This window comes from Pararhizobium sp. P1_E7, from assembly GCF_056405855.1.
Map to the genome: position 1 here is coordinate 1 of NZ_JBFUBH010000071.1, position 13,326 is coordinate 13,326.

15 protein-coding genes and 1 tRNA gene are annotated in these 13,326 nt (G+C 59.6%); 11 read left to right on the top strand and 5 right to left on the bottom strand.

What is annotated here, in order from left to right; all coding sequences use genetic code 11:
- Together AC1D17_RS25075 and AC1D17_RS25080 are read right to left on the bottom strand one after the other, a co-directional pair.
- The coding region (locus AC1D17_RS25075) for a porin (RefSeq protein ID WP_477568001.1) at positions 1-208 on the bottom strand (208 nt) is incomplete at its 3' end.
- 839 nt (positions 209-1,047) lie between these two features.
- Positions 1,048-1,137: transfer RNA gene (locus AC1D17_RS25080), tRNA-Ser, on the bottom strand.
- Between the two features lie 362 nt (positions 1,138-1,499).
- Between AC1D17_RS25080 and AC1D17_RS25085 the strand changes: the two genes are divergently transcribed.
- Positions 1,500-1,679 carry a hypothetical protein gene (locus AC1D17_RS25085; protein ID WP_477568002.1) on the top strand — a complete coding sequence of 60 codons (180 nt, stop codon included), beginning with the start codon at positions 1,500-1,502 and terminating at the stop codon, positions 1,677-1,679.
- Between the two features lie 89 nt (positions 1,680-1,768).
- Here AC1D17_RS25085 and AC1D17_RS25090 read toward each other — a convergent pair whose 3' ends face one another.
- A complete protein-coding gene (locus AC1D17_RS25090; protein ID WP_477568003.1) occupies positions 1,769-3,991 on the bottom strand; it encodes a caspase family protein in 2,223 nt (740 codons plus the stop codon).
- A gap of 323 nt (positions 3,992-4,314) precedes the next feature.
- On the opposite strand from AC1D17_RS25090, the gene AC1D17_RS25095 reads away from it, so the two are divergent.
- From AC1D17_RS25095 to AC1D17_RS25105, 3 genes are all read left to right on the top strand, one after another.
- Positions 4,315-4,671, top strand: a complete 357-nt coding sequence (locus AC1D17_RS25095; protein ID WP_477568004.1) for a PilZ domain-containing protein — start codon at positions 4,315-4,317, stop codon at positions 4,669-4,671.
- Positions 4,672-4,962: 291 nt separating this feature from the next.
- A complete protein-coding gene (locus tag AC1D17_RS25100; RefSeq protein ID WP_477568005.1) occupies positions 4,963-5,331 on the top strand; it encodes a PilZ domain-containing protein in 369 nt (122 codons plus the stop codon).
- A gap of 233 nt (positions 5,332-5,564) precedes the next feature.
- Entirely contained in the window at positions 5,565-6,689 is a 1,125-nt protein-coding gene (locus tag AC1D17_RS25105) for a pyridoxal phosphate-dependent aminotransferase (protein WP_477568006.1), read from the top strand.
- 53 nt (positions 6,690-6,742) lie between these two features.
- On the opposite strand, the gene AC1D17_RS25110 is transcribed toward AC1D17_RS25105, so the two are convergent.
- Positions 6,743-7,009 (bottom strand): SEL1-like repeat protein, encoded by a 267-nt coding sequence (locus AC1D17_RS25110; RefSeq protein ID WP_060503623.1) that lies wholly within the window; start codon positions 7,007-7,009, stop codon positions 6,743-6,745.
- A 537-nt stretch (positions 7,010-7,546) separates the two neighbouring features.
- Between AC1D17_RS25110 and AC1D17_RS25115 the strand changes: the two genes are divergently transcribed.
- The 5 genes from AC1D17_RS25115 to AC1D17_RS25135 all read left to right on the top strand — a co-directional run bounded on the left by AC1D17_RS25115 (position 7,547) and on the right by AC1D17_RS25135 (position 10,636).
- On the top strand, positions 7,547-7,888 hold the full coding sequence (locus AC1D17_RS25115; RefSeq protein WP_477568007.1) for a DUF2147 domain-containing protein: 342 nt from the start codon (positions 7,547-7,549) through the stop codon (positions 7,886-7,888).
- Positions 7,889-8,276: 388 nt separating this feature from the next.
- Entirely contained in the window at positions 8,277-8,450 is a 174-nt protein-coding gene (locus tag AC1D17_RS25120) for a hypothetical protein (protein ID WP_477568008.1), read from the top strand.
- A gap of 24 nt (positions 8,451-8,474) precedes the next feature.
- Positions 8,475-8,648, top strand: a complete 174-nt coding sequence (locus AC1D17_RS25125; RefSeq protein ID WP_477568009.1) for a hypothetical protein — start codon at positions 8,475-8,477, stop codon at positions 8,646-8,648.
- Positions 8,649-8,736: 88 nt separating this feature from the next.
- Positions 8,737-9,057 (top strand): YnfA family protein, encoded by a 321-nt coding sequence (locus tag AC1D17_RS25130; protein ID WP_372353146.1) that lies wholly within the window; start codon positions 8,737-8,739, stop codon positions 9,055-9,057.
- 76 nt (positions 9,058-9,133) lie between these two features.
- Positions 9,134-10,636, top strand: coding sequence for an AMP nucleosidase (locus AC1D17_RS25135; RefSeq protein ID WP_477568010.1), 1,503 nt, complete (start codon positions 9,134-9,136; stop codon positions 10,634-10,636).
- Between the two features lie 12 nt (positions 10,637-10,648).
- On the opposite strand, the gene AC1D17_RS25140 is transcribed toward AC1D17_RS25135, so the two are convergent.
- Complete coding sequence (locus AC1D17_RS25140) at positions 10,649-11,605, bottom strand: lysylphosphatidylglycerol synthase domain-containing protein (protein WP_477568011.1); 957 nt, start codon at positions 11,603-11,605, stop codon at positions 10,649-10,651.
- 106 nt (positions 11,606-11,711) lie between these two features.
- Between AC1D17_RS25140 and AC1D17_RS25145 the strand changes: the two genes are divergently transcribed.
- Together AC1D17_RS25145 and AC1D17_RS25150 are read left to right on the top strand one after the other, a co-directional pair.
- On the top strand, positions 11,712-12,722 hold the full coding sequence (locus tag AC1D17_RS25145) for a glycosyltransferase family 2 protein (protein WP_477568012.1): 1,011 nt from the start codon (positions 11,712-11,714) through the stop codon (positions 12,720-12,722).
- The coding region (locus AC1D17_RS25150; protein ID WP_477568013.1) for an ArnT family glycosyltransferase at positions 12,709-13,326 on the top strand (618 nt) is incomplete at its 3' end. The genes AC1D17_RS25145 and AC1D17_RS25150, both read left to right, overlap by 14 nt.

The following is a 13,326-nucleotide window of genomic DNA, read 5'->3' on the forward strand; positions in this document are numbered from 1 at the left end:
GGCAGGTTTCCGTGCCCGGGATGTAGAAGTAGCCAGTGCGGCAGGTTTCCGTGCCCGGGATGTAGAAGTAGCCAGTGCCGAAAGCGTCGCAAACGCGAACGTATTCCATTGGTTCCGGCTCAGCAGCAACGATTGCGTCAGCTGCCTGGGCGCCGGATACTGCTGCGAGAGCTGCAGCGGAGCCGAGAAGAAGGCTCTTGATGTTCATTTCTGACCTCCAGTCAAAAGTTTCAAACAGGTCTGGGTATTATACTGAAGGACAGTATTCCCTGCCCCATCCCCAACATTTAAGAAGTCGGACGATCAACCGCCCTTGCTTCCGGAGTTGAAAATACAAGACGGGACCGTGGGCGCAATCACCAACTTGCCAGTTCGCTCTGTTTGATGTGCCCTTCCCCCTGCGCTGTTGCTGAAACGACACAAAATCGTCTCAAACGCCCGGAAGTTCTTAACAAGACGTTAAGAAAACCCTTTATTCACCGGGGGTTAGCCGCCCCCGCCGTGGCGTGGCCCGTGTCATAACGGGGCAAAAATGGGGCGAAACGGCGCTGCGCGGCGGGATTCTCAGCATCGCGGCAGGGGGCGCGGCAACGGCCGCGATGACAATCAAGCCTATTCAAGAACGGGAATCGCGATGCCATTTGACCAGATCAGCGGCACGATTCGCAGAATCACCGCTGGAAGATGCCTCCGGGACGATTCGTAGGCGCTCGACGAATGGTCCAACCGGACGACCGAACTTATCGCACACCGTGCTGACGGACAGCGGCGCCGACCATGCCGTCCCGGGCAGAGCAGCTCAGTGGGAATCAGGGGCGGCATATGCATGCAAAGAAGAAGGCTTGGCATGCCTGCCCAATTCCACTCCGCGTGCTGAAGATTTGGTTGAGCATCCGCGAGGTGACAGTCAACGGCGCAATGGCAACGCTGAACGAAAGACGGATCAAACGCCGCCATGCGCTCATAATCGGCAATGGGCTGGTCGCTGCTGATATCAGGCGCGGTAATCGATGCCGCTCAGCGGACGGACCGGACAATCAGGGAAAATGGCGGAGAAGATGGGATTCGAACCCACGATACCCTTCCGGGTATACTCCCTTAGCAGGGGAGCGCCTTCGACCACTCGGCCACCTCTCCGTTAGCGCCTGACTAGAGTCAGGAGCCTTTCATTGCAAGGGGTTTTTGCGGTTTCCCGCGACAAAGTTGATTTTCTGCGCCCGTTTCACGGCTTGGCAGGCTGCAAACGGGTTTGATGTGGAAACGCGCGCCCATCACCCACACATGAAATATCCGGCCCTCCCTTTCTTTCGGTCCGATGGAGCGGCCGTGATAACCACTAAGACGTCAGGGCTCCGGCCGGGCGCAACGCCAGAAGGAATTGGCATTGGGCCGATTGCCCGCGGCGGGGGTGTTGGGCTAATCMTTTCCTTATAACGTTATGAAGGCCCGTCCGCCGTTATCGTGCAGGCAGCAGACAACAACAGGTTCGGAAATCCACCATGAGCAACGACAGCAAACCGGAAACAAAGATGACGATCGAAAAACTGCGCAATGGGCGATGGGCTTTCGTGCTCAAGCGCGGCACGGTCGTCTATCCTGCCCACGGTCAGTTCACCAGCCAGCTCCAGGCGCATGCCGCCGGGCAGGCCGCTCTCAAGGCGTTGGAAAACAATCGCTAAGCCGGCCCGCTTTTTCCCAGCAAAAGGGCCGGGCCTGTATTCACGGGCCCGGCCCTTTTGTTTTCATCGATGGTCATGGCGGCCGTTTCTCAGCCCTTTTTCGCCAGACGGTCGATCGCGTTCTGCGTGGCGGCGCCGAAATCGCCGTCCAGCGGGCCGCTGTAATAGCCGCGATCCCGCAGCAGCGCCTGAATTTCCTTGCGGAACGCGGGCGTAAAATTGTCCGGGGAAGTCTTCAATTCCTGAAGCTTGGCCGGATCGCCGCCCTCGACGCTTGCCGCTGCCCAGCGCACCGCCTCTTTGGGATCCGCCTTGGTGCCAAGCCCCCAGTCGTAGAGGCGGCTGAGATTGCCCATGGCATAGGCGCTGCCGGCATTGGAGGCCATTTCGTACCAGTTGCGCGCCTGCGCGTAGTCCTGCGGCACGGCCTTGCCGTCATCGTAGAACCAACCAAGCAGCGCCATCGAATAGGCATCGCCGACATTGGCCGCCTTTTCATACCAGGCCTTTGCCTGGGCATAATCCTGCGCCGTGCCGAGTCCGTTCTGGTAAGCCCAGCCGAGCGAGGACATCGCGTTGGCGTCGCCGCCTTCGGCCGCCTTCTGGTACCAGGAAAGCGACTGATCGAAATCCTTGGGAATGCCGTTGCCCTCCCGGTAGAACCAGCCGAGTGTCGCCATCGCATTGGCGTACCCCTGATTGGCCGAGAGCTGATACCATTTCAGCGATTCCGCGAAATCCTGCTGAACGCCGCCATAGCCTTCGCGATAGAGCCAGCCGAGCGACGCCTGGGCGTAGGCATTGCCGTTATTGGCGGCCTGCTCGAACATCGCCTTCCCCTTGTCGATATCGACAGGACCATCGGTGCCGTAGATCGAGAACCAGGCCAGATTGGTCAACGCATACATATTGCCGCCATCGGCCGCCTTCTCGTAGTTGCGGCGCGCCTCGACATAGTTTCGGCCGGCATCGTGCGCGCGGCCGAGCATGTTGACGAGCATCATGTCATCGGGATTTTCGTTGACCGCCTGGGCACAGGCCGTCAGCGCACGCGCCGAATCGATCTTCAGGAAATTGACGCCGAGGAAGCCCGGCATGGATTGCGGCTCGCCGGCCAGCAGATAGCAATCGCGCGAGGCCTGCGTGTCCTTGCCGGTCTGCGAGATATTCAGCCCCTTCTTCGGCTCGAGCGCTGCGATCTGGGTTTCCGCTTCCGCCCTGTGCTTGCTGTCGGGGTAACGCTCGACGAACCGGGTCAGCGCCGCGCCATCGGTCGATTGTTTCAGAGCCTCCCAGGCGATTTCGTCCGGCGTCACCGTTGTCTGGGCCGCCTCTTCCAGAAGCTTCAGCTTCTTTTCGGCCAGCATCTTGTAGACCGGGTCGGCTCCATGTTTGGCAAGAAACACCTCGATCAGATCCTTGTCGGCGAGATCGCGGATGTTTTGCCAGTCGGCAGCCGCTGCGGACTGGCCGTTCGGCGAGACTTCCTGCGTGTTGCCGTTGTTGGTGACGTTGATATTCACTTCCTTGATATTGAGGAATATCTGCGCACCGCCGAGCGAACCGTAGACGAACGGCTCCTGGCCGCGATTGGTGACGGTCACCACTTCATCGCGAACCTTGCCGAGCGCGATGCGGACATCGACACCGGGTTCGGTCAGGTATTTTGACAGAGCAGTGGCAAACGGGCTGTTCTTGCCCTCACCGTCCATCGCCACGGTGCCGGCCTTCGAGGCAAAGGCGACCAAGAGGTCGGCCGATTCGGGCTCGACCCGCGCCAGACCGCGGCTGACGGCACGGGTGGAGATCGAACGGGTCATCGATTGCTCGAAGGGATTGTTGCGGCAGGCATCAAGAATGACCAGTTTCAGCCGCGTCGCACCTTCCAGCGAGCGCTGCACGCGATCGAGCGGGATCGCTTCGTCCTCCACGTCCTTGTCGGTCTTCAGGCTGACATCGACCGGCAGAAGGAAATTCTGGCCGTTCATCTCCATGCCATGGCCTGAATAATAGATGATGGCGACATCCGCGCCGGTGGCCGTGTCCTCGAAATCGCGCAGCGCCCGGACCATCGAGGCGCGATCCAGATCATGGACGGCCGTCACCGTATCGAAACCGGCATCCTCGAATGAGGTCTTCATCAACAAGACATCGTTGGCCGGGTTGTTCAGCTGCGACGTCGCCTCGTATTTCTCATTGCCGATCAACAGCGCGACGCGCTTTGCCGCCTCGGCGGAACCGGCCTGAAACGCAATGATCGACAGCGCCAGAATGAAGATCGGCAACCAGCCATGGACATGACGCTTGAACATGATTTTCCCTCCGCGCTCGCGCAGTCCGCCGGGTGCAATATACCCTCCCGAACCGCGCAAACATCACCCCTGTTTCGCCTGGCGCTTTCGCCAGCGCGCTTTGCATGAAAGTATTACGTATGGCCGGGCGGGTTTCAATGTCCGCCTTCAGGCTTTTTTAGCACGGATGACGGCAAGGCCACTGGAACCGCAAGCCCAGTGCAAGGATGGCGTTGGAAACTGCTATCATTGCGGGCACGGCAAAACGTAGAGCGTGCCCATCATCAAGAGTTGCAGCATCCAGCAGAAACGGCGCGCCGCCCTCAAATTTTCCGGAGTTTCCCATGTCGATGGTGATGCATCTCGCCGAGGCAAAGCCAGGTCAACTGACCACCAGCTACAAGCACTATTATATAGAGCGCCCCTGCCGCATCCTTGTGGTCGGTCAGCATTTGAAGACGAAGACGAAATATCAGTGCCTGCTGCGCCATATCTCGGTCGGCGGCGCCATGGTGGATTTCAACGCCAATATCCTGCTGCCGAAGCACTTTTTCCTGGAAATCGACGGCTTTCGCGAGGAAATCGGCTGCTCGCAGGTCCATCGGCTCCGAACCGAGCTCGGGGTGCGCTTCAACATGCAGCTGGCGCCGGAATTCATCAGCCGCCTGATCCGGATGGACTTTACCAGCGGACTGATCTGAACGCTGCCTGGGGTACCTTTGTCACAGCGTTTTTCTGCAAGCCGTGGCCTGCTGGCCTGCCGCTATTTTACCGGTGCAACGTCCTGATTTGCGACACCGCGACGGACGCAGTGCGCCAATTTACGCCCTCATTAAATTTTTAAGGAATGTTTTCAACCGATTGCAACATTCGTGACCGATTCTGCGCCATGCCGCCCCTGCCGTCATGACGAAGGCCAGGGCGGCGATTGACAACGGCTCGGCAGATGTGGGTTTCATCATCCGGCGCCGGCCGCTATCGGGGGAGTGACGATGCAGAACTCGACGATGTATTCCGTGGTCAGCTCCAAACTGTACGAGCAGCGCTTCGAGCGTTTCGCGATCGGACAGGCCGGCACCCTGATGGCCGTGCGGCCGGCCCTTGGCGGCGTCTCGACCCGAACCTGCAAGATGACCGAAATCTCGCGCGGTGGCGCAAGCTTCATCGTCAACACGACAATCGGTCTTCCGCAACACTACTACCTGACCATAGTCGGCACGAAAAAGCGGATCGGATGCGCTGAAGTCTATCGTCGCGACAACCGTATCCAGGTGCATTTCATCAAACCCATCGACGAGGAATTTCTTCACGAGATCGTCCGCTACGAATTCTTCACCGGCGGCGAGCTGAAGAAACACTAGCCCACCGGGGAACTGCCTGACGGCGGCTTGCTGTGCAATTGGTCTTTCATGTGATGGATTCGGGTTGCATGGCGTGGCAACAGCGCTAGCGCCGCGCGTCATTCGTGACGCGCAAAGGTCGTTGTAGCACTTTAGATTTGCTGCAGAATTTTCTCCTTAAATCGATTCCGATTTAAGGAATTATGCAGTAGTCTCCGCCGCGATTTCATTCATTGTCAGGCTCGATCATCCGCATGTCCGCATTTTCCAGATTTACCCCGCTCGTCGCCTCGCTTCCCTCCACCATTCCCTTTGTCGGGCCTGAAGCGATCGAACGCCAGCGCAACCGGCCGATCGCGGCGCGAATCGGCGCCAATGAGAGCGGCTTTGGTCCTGCTCCGTCGGTTCTGTCGGCGATGACGGCGGCAGCGGCAGGGGTCTGGCAATATAACGATCCGGAAAATTTCGAGCTGAAAGATGCGCTCGCCCGCCATCTGGGCACAGCACCGGCGAACCTTGCCATCGGTGAAGGCATCGACGGGCTGCTCGGGCAGATCGTTCGCATGGTCATCGAGCCCGGTCTTCCGGTGGTCACCTCACTCGGCGGCTACCCGACGTTCAATTTTCATGTGGCAGGCCATGGCGGCCGGCTGGTGACGGTTCCCTATGTCGAAGACCGCGAGGATCTTGCCGGCCTGCTTGCTACAGTCAAACGGGAAGATGCCCCCCTCGTCTACTTCGCCAATCCCGACAATCCGATGGGCAGTTGGTGGGGCGCCGACAGCGTCGTCGCCTTTGCAAAGGCATTGCCTGAGACATGCCTCCTCATCCTCGACGAGGCCTATGGCGAGACTGCACCGGCAGGCACCATTCCTTCCATCGGTTCGCTGATCGATATGCCGAACGTCATCCGCACCCGCACCTTCTCCAAGGCCTACGGCCTTGCGGGCGCCCGCGTCGGCTACGCCATCAGCACGCCGGAAACCGCACAGGCCTTCGACAAGATCCGCAACCATTTCGGCATGAACAGGGTCGGGACCGCCGCAGCCGTCGCAGCGCTGGCGGACAAGAACTATCTGGCTGAGGTTCTTCAGAAAATTGCCGCGTCCCGCGACAGGATCGCTAAGATCGCTGTTGACAACGGGCTGAAGCCCCTGCCGTCTGCGACGAATTTCGTGACGATCGATTGCGGCAAGGATGCTGTTTTTGCGCGCGCGGTGGTGGACCGGCTGATGGCCGACCACGGCATTTTCATCCGCATGCCGGGCGTGGCGCCCTTAAACCGCTGCATCCGGATCAGCACCGGACCGGAGGCGGACATGGCCCTTCTGGCAGAAGCGCTGCCGAAGGTTATCGAGGCAGTAGGCGGCAGGCAGTAGGCATTCCTCCTTTTAGCGGGAGGCCCAGACCTATTGCCTGTTGCCTAGTGTCCTCAATGCACTGTCATCCATTCGCGGGCGGCGCGCAGCGCCGTGGCGAGGTCAGTCTTGTTCATGGTCATGGCCAGGTCGGCGCGCAGCGCTGCTGCACGATCCGATCCCTTGATGGCCGCGATATTGAGCCATTTGTGCGCGGCAACGAGATCGACATCGCAACCACGTCCGGTTGCATACATCAAGCCCATTTCGCAAAAGACGTCCGCGCGGTTTTCGCCACCCATCGTGGCATCCGAAGCATTCTGAATGTCAAAGCGTGCCATTGTCTCTGTCCCTGTTACCCTGGTTGGTTACGTCGGTAGTCCCTGTTTTATCTGCCTTTTTTGGCTCCTTTAAGGGGCCGCCGTCTTGTGCGGCTTTGGCCCCCTGAAGGATGTCGGCGGGTTATTTTTCCCTGCTCGTCTTATGGGTTTGAATATGCAGCAGTGGCTTCAATACACGCTTAAAATGCATGATTAATGTGGGACAAACAAAGTTCAAACGATTGGTAAACTTGGTTTTTTGTTAAACATCGGACTGCCTTGAAACGTTGGCTTTTGCCTCAATCTTTACGGAAAATTCAGACGCCGATTTCAACCAATCGCTAACCACGCAAAACGGTCGCCCGTTGCGCCATGTGGAAAGAGACAGCGCGGCAGGCCGAATTCTCTCGTGGAATTTTCAGCGCAAAACCGGCCGGGCGCATATTTACGTTTACGTCCGCGTAAGCTATTTTCCCGGCATTGAGCGGTGAGGAGACCGGCTCTGGCAACGTTTCGCCCGAAACAGCGGTGTTCGGCGAATTCTACGGGAGGGACATGATGAAACGCACATTGATACTCGCTGCAGCCATGACGATGGCGACGGCAGCCTCAAGCTTTGCCGCCGAACCGATCGTCGGCAACTGGAAGACTGCAAGCGGCGAGACGGCCGCCATCGCATCCTGCGGCGGCAGCTATTGCATCACCCTGAAGACCGGCAAACATGCCGGCAAGCGCATCGGCAGCATGAGCGGCAGCGGCGACAGCTATTCGGGCGAGATCACCGACCCGGCCAATGACAAGACCTATAGCGGCAATGCATCGATCAGCGGCGCCTCGCTGAAGATGCAGGGGTGCGTTCTCAAGATACTGTGCAAGTCGCAGACCTGGACGCGGATGTAAATTACGCCGGCCACCCGGCGGGCATGCCCGCCGGCTACCACTTCTGACATCCAGTGCGCTGTGATTTTCTGCGTGCCGGATTTCCAGCCCGCGCCTGGCTGAACAAGGTTTTGCGGGCCCTGCCGTCTTCGCACGCTCAGGTCTGAGGCCGCCCTTCCCCGTGTTCATCAAAACCTCCCTGACCCGCTACAATCACGCCCGGCGTTTCAACACGCGCTTCAGGCCGAAAAGGCTTTCGGATGGTGGATGCGCTCTTCGAATGGTTGCAAAGGCCGCGAAGATGAACGGGAGATGAACCGAGGTCTCAGGAAGAGTTCAGTTTGCCTATGCGAAAAGGTCATCATCGAGTTGAACCCCGATCGAAACACCAGATCAAACGGACAAAGCCATGGACATTCTCGCCCGCCGCCTGACCATCATCAGCATGCTCATGGTCGTCTTCGCATTGACGCTCGCCGCTGCTGTCAGCGCCGATAGCCAGCGCCGCCGCCACAACTTTGCCGGTTCGATCGCCGACTGCACCGTGCACACCACGAAGTTCTGCGAACAGGCCAAGCTCTAAGCTCCAACCTCTAAGGTAATAGCAATGTTCTCCCTCACCCGTTCCGCAACCATCGCCCTGCGCATGCTGACGCTCGCGGCCCTTTTGATGGCTCCGATGGGTGCAGTTGCCTACAGCAAGGCCTCCGGCCTTGGTATCGGCAAGCAGGGAGCCGGCCTCGTTCTGTTCGTGACGCTGCAGCGCCAGTCGATGAGCTGAAAGCGCTAACCTGCCCAACAGCGTCATGCCCTTGCACATTTAATTCCACTGCCTTCCTATGGATACCCAAGGAAGGAACACCATGCCCATCTTAGCATTCGCCATCTATGCCCTTGCCGCTGTTGCGGAAATCGCCGGCTGCTTCGCCTTCTGGGCCTGGCTGAAACTCGATAGGCCGATCTGGTGGCTCATTCCCGGCATGGCGAGCCTCGCCCTCTTCGCCTGGCTCCTGACCCTCATCGACACGGCAGCGGCCGGACGCGCCTATGCCGCCTATGGCGGCATCTATATCGCCGCATCGCTTGCCTGGCTCTGGTTTGTCGAGGGGGTTCGCCCCGATCGCTGGGACGCAACGGGCGTGACGCTTGCCCTGGCCGGCACGCTCATCATTCTTGCCGGACCGCGCTGAGCGGCTTTTCCCGGATGGCGCAGGCGCATCCCAATCTTGTCGTTTGCTTGTAAAAAACGGCATCCTATAATGCCGCATGAGCAAACGAATCTCTTCCCTCTCCGCCCTTTCCATCGCCACACCGGACGCTTTCGAACCGCAAACGTTCGACGATCCCGCCGCGGCTGTGGATGCCCTCTCCGCCCTCTACGAGCGCAACACGAAATTCCTGGTCGATGCCTTTACCGAGCTTGGCCGGACGGGAACGCCGGTCTCGCGCTATCGCGCCTGCTATCCGCAGGTCAGCATCGAGACCAGCAGCTTCAGCCATGTCGATTCGCGCCTGTCCTACGGCTATGTCAGCGCGCCCGGCGTCTATACGACCACCGTCACACGGCCGAAACTGTTCCGGCATTATCTGAAGGAACAGCTTGGGTTGCTGATCCGCAGCCACGGCGTCGGCGTCACCGTGTCTGAATCGGCAACACCGATCCCGCTGCATTTCGCGTTCGGCGAAGGCGCCTATGTCGAAGCGGCAATGGCGGAAAACATCGATATCCCGCTGCGCGATCTGTTCGATACGCCGGATCTGACGACCACCGACGATGAAATCGCCAACGGTTCCTATGAGCCGGGTCCAGGCGAACCCTCGCCGCTGGCACCGTTCACCGCCCAGCGCATCGACTATTCGCTGGCGCGGCTCAGCCACTACACGGCGACCAGCGCCACGCATTTCCAGAATTTTGTGCTGTTTACCAACTACCAGTTCTATATCGACGAGTTCTGCGCCTGGGCGCGTCAGCAGATGGTTGAGGGCGGCAACGGCTACACAGCCTTCGTCGAGCCCGGAAACATCGTTACCCAGCCCGGATCGGACAGGCCCGATTCGGACCTGACACTTGCCCGCTTGCCGCAGATGCCGGCCTATCATCTGAAGAGGAAGGGCCACGGCGGCATTACCGTCGTCAATATCGGTGTCGGGCCTTCCAATGCCAAGACAATCACCGACCATATTGCTGTGCTACGCCCGCACGCCTGGCTGATGCTCGGCCATTGCGCGGGCCTACGCAACAGCCAGACGCTCGGCGACTATGTGCTTGCCCACGCCTATGTGCGTGAAGACCACGTGCTGGACGACGACCTGCCGGTCTGGGTCCCGATCCCGGCGCTTGCCGAAGTTCAGGTGGCCGTGCAGGACGCGGTGGCGGAAGTGACCGGCTATGAGGGATACGACCTGAAGCGGATCATGCGCACCGGCACCGTCGCCACCATCGACAACCGCAACTGGGAACTGCGCGACCAGCGCGGCCCGGTCAAGCGGCTGTCGCAATCGCGCGCCATCGCGCTCGACATGGAATCAGCGACCATTGCCGCCAACGGTTTCCGCTTCCGTGTGCCCTACGGCACGCTGCTGTGCGTATCCGACAAGCCGCTGCATGGGGAATTGAAATTGCCGGGCATGGCGACGGCCTTCTACAAGACGCAGGTCAGCCAGCATCTGCAGATCGGCATCCTGGCGCTGCAGAAACTGGCCGCCATGCCGCCGGAAAAGCTGCATTCGCGCAAGCTGCGCAGCTTCTTTGAAACTGCGTTCCAGTAAGGCTGAGAGCCTCTAACGGCGCGGCGACAGGATGACCGACAACAGCGTGCCGGCAACCGCCGACACGACGATCAGCAGATGCGCGTTGACGCTGGCGCTGGCAAGCAAGTCAAAGGCAGCGCCTTTGGCCGGCGCGCCGAAGGATATGGCGCCGGCCGTGATGCCGGCCGGATAGGTGCCGACGCCGGCTGGCGCATGCACCGGCAGGACAGACGATAATTCACCGCCAAGCGCCCCGCCGAAACAGGCGGCAAGCGGCAGGACGCCCATCGTCGCCAGCACCCAGGCGAGCACCGCGACTTTCGTCGACCAGTTGAGAACCGTCATCAACCATGCCCGCACGAAAGCCAGCGCATCTGCCGGCAATCCGGCTTCCACCTCGACCAAAAGTTTGCCGAGCTTGTCCGGCAGGCGCCGCTGCAGAACGGCCAGCGCGTGACCTTTCAACAGGAACAGAGCCAGTGGAGATACGAGAAACAGCCCCCACAGCAACCAGCCGAGCACCTGTTTTTCACCGCCGATGACGAGACCAACACCGGCTGCGGCAAACAGGGCGTGCAGGTCGAGAAGCCGCATGAGCAGCAGCGCCGAGGTACTGTGCGTCAAGGGCACGGCAAATTCCGAGCGCATCAGGATCGGAAAGCTGGTTTCACCGGCCCGGAAGGGCAGCATGATATTGAGGAGATTATGGACCTGCGTCACGCGCAGCAGCGGGAGAAACCGGCCCCGGGTTTCATTCGGGAAATAGTCGTATATCCGGTAGCATCGGATGAAGTAGGTACCGACCAGAAGCATGAGGGCCGACAGCACCGGAACGAGGCCTATCTCGCCCCATTGCCGCAACAGAACCGGCCAACCCCAGATCCACTGGATGAAAGCGGCGTAGGCAATGACGGCAACAAGGGAGACGGCAGTCATCCGGTTGCGGACAAGCCATGAACCCCGGCTGGCATCCTCTCCTGCATTCATATATTTGCTACTTTCCTGTCCGGTGCTATGGAACGGCTGGTTATCACGATAACCTAAGCGAGAGAACCTGCAGCGTTTTTAAAAGGCTTTGATTTTGGATCCCATATTGGAAGCAAACAGGGCAGAGACCGGCGTGACCCAGCCGGTCGAGTTGTCCGTCGTGGTGCCGATCTACAATGAAGAGGAAAGCGTCGGACCGCTGGTCGCCCGCATCCGGGAAGCCATGGCGAATTTCGACAAGCCTTGGGAGCTCATTCTCGTCAATGACGGGAGTACCGACGGCACGCTTGTCAGCGCCCGCAGGGAACTCTCCAGCGGACTGCGGCTGAAGATTGTCGAGCTGCAGCGCAATTTCGGCCAGACCGCCGCCATGCAGGCCGGTATCGACCTCGCGTCCGGCAGGTTGATCGCCACACTCGACGGCGACCTGCAGAACGATCCACGCGACATTCCGGCGATGGTCAAGGCGATCGAAGACCGCGAACTCGATCTTCTCGTCGGCTGGCGGAAGAATCGTCAGGACGGACTGTTGCTGCGCAAGATCCCATCCTGGTGCGCCAATTACCTGATCGGCAAGATCACCGGTGTGAAACTGCACGACTATGGCTGCAGCCTGAAGATCTACCAGGCCTCGATCATCAAGCAGGTCAAGCTGATGGGCGAGATGCACCGTTTCATTCCGGCCTGGGTCGCAGGCGTCGTGCCGAGCAGCCGCATCGGCGAAATGCCGGTCACCCATCACGCCCGCCAGCACGGAACGTCGAAGTATGGGATTTCGCGCACCTTCCGCGTGATCCTCGACCTGCTGTCGGTGCTGTTCTTCATGCGCTACAAGGCGCGGCCGGGACATTTCTTCGGCTCTATCGGCCTTTTCGCCGGCGGCTTCAGTGCGCTGATCCTGTTCTACCTGTTCATCGACAAGTTCGTGTTCGGCAACGATATCGGCACGCGACCGATGCTGATCGTCGGCGTCATGCTGTTCCTGTCCTCGGTCCAGTTGATCACCACCGGCATTCTCGCCGAAATGATGGCGCGGCTCTACTCCGGCGAAAACGACACGCCGCCCTATATCGTGCGCAAGGTCTTCGAGCAGGACAGACTTGATGCTTCGCACTGATTTCCGCCGCCCGGATGCGATGATTTTTGCCGTCGCCGCCTATTTTGTGCTGTGCGTGGCGCTGCGTGTCTTCATCTCTCCGGCGCTCGAAATCGATGAGGGCGAGCAGGCCTTCGTTTCGCAGTTCCTTGCTCTTGGCTACGGCCCGCAACCGCCGTTTTACAATTGGCTGCAATATGCGGTGGTGGAGACATTCGGCGCTTCCCTGACGGCGTTGACCGCCCTCAAACACCTGCTGCTTTTCCTATGCTGCCTGTTCTATGGCCTCGCCGCGCAAATCACCATCAAGGACCGGGCGCTGGCAGCCATCGCAATGCTGGGCGTTCTGACCTTGCCGCCGGTTTTTCTGCTGGCACAACGGGACCTTTCGCACACCGTCTCTGCGCTGTTTGCCGTGTCGCTGTTTCTCTACGGATTTTTCAGGACGCTGCGCAACCCGAGCCTGTTTTCCTATCTGCTGACCGGAGTTGCCGTCGGTATCGGATTGATTTCGAAATATAATTTTGCGCTGGTGCCGGCTGCCGCGATCCTTGCCGTTCTTCCGGAGCGGGATTTGCGTCAACGCCTATTCGACTGGAGGATGATCGCATCCCTTGCCGTCGCC

Excerpts from the sequence above, each read along its gene's own strand:
- AC1D17_RS25085 (WP_477568002.1), top strand. The coding sequence starts at position 1,500 with ATGAGCAACGACAGCAAACCGGAAACAAAGATGACGATCGAAAAACTG.
- AC1D17_RS25090 (WP_477568003.1), bottom strand. The coding sequence starts at position 3,991 with ATGTTCAAGCGTCATGTCCATGGCTGGTTGCCGATCTTCATTCTGGCG.
- AC1D17_RS25095 (WP_477568004.1), top strand. The coding sequence starts at position 4,315 with ATGTCGATGGTGATGCATCTCGCCGAGGCAAAGCCAGGTCAACTGACC.
- AC1D17_RS25100 (WP_477568005.1), top strand. The coding sequence starts at position 4,963 with ATGCAGAACTCGACGATGTATTCCGTGGTCAGCTCCAAACTGTACGAG.
- AC1D17_RS25105 (WP_477568006.1), top strand. The coding sequence starts at position 5,565 with ATGTCCGCATTTTCCAGATTTACCCCGCTCGTCGCCTCGCTTCCCTCC.
- AC1D17_RS25110 (WP_060503623.1), bottom strand. The coding sequence starts at position 7,009 with ATGGCACGCTTTGACATTCAGAATGCTTCGGATGCCACGATGGGTGGC.
- AC1D17_RS25115 (WP_477568007.1), top strand. The coding sequence starts at position 7,547 with ATGAAACGCACATTGATACTCGCTGCAGCCATGACGATGGCGACGGCA.
- AC1D17_RS25120 (WP_477568008.1), top strand. The coding sequence starts at position 8,277 with ATGGACATTCTCGCCCGCCGCCTGACCATCATCAGCATGCTCATGGTC.
- AC1D17_RS25125 (WP_477568009.1), top strand. The coding sequence starts at position 8,475 with ATGTTCTCCCTCACCCGTTCCGCAACCATCGCCCTGCGCATGCTGACG.
- AC1D17_RS25135 (WP_477568010.1), top strand. The coding sequence starts at position 9,134 with ATGAGCAAACGAATCTCTTCCCTCTCCGCCCTTTCCATCGCCACACCG.
- AC1D17_RS25140 (WP_477568011.1), bottom strand. The coding sequence starts at position 11,605 with ATGAATGCAGGAGAGGATGCCAGCCGGGGTTCATGGCTTGTCCGCAAC.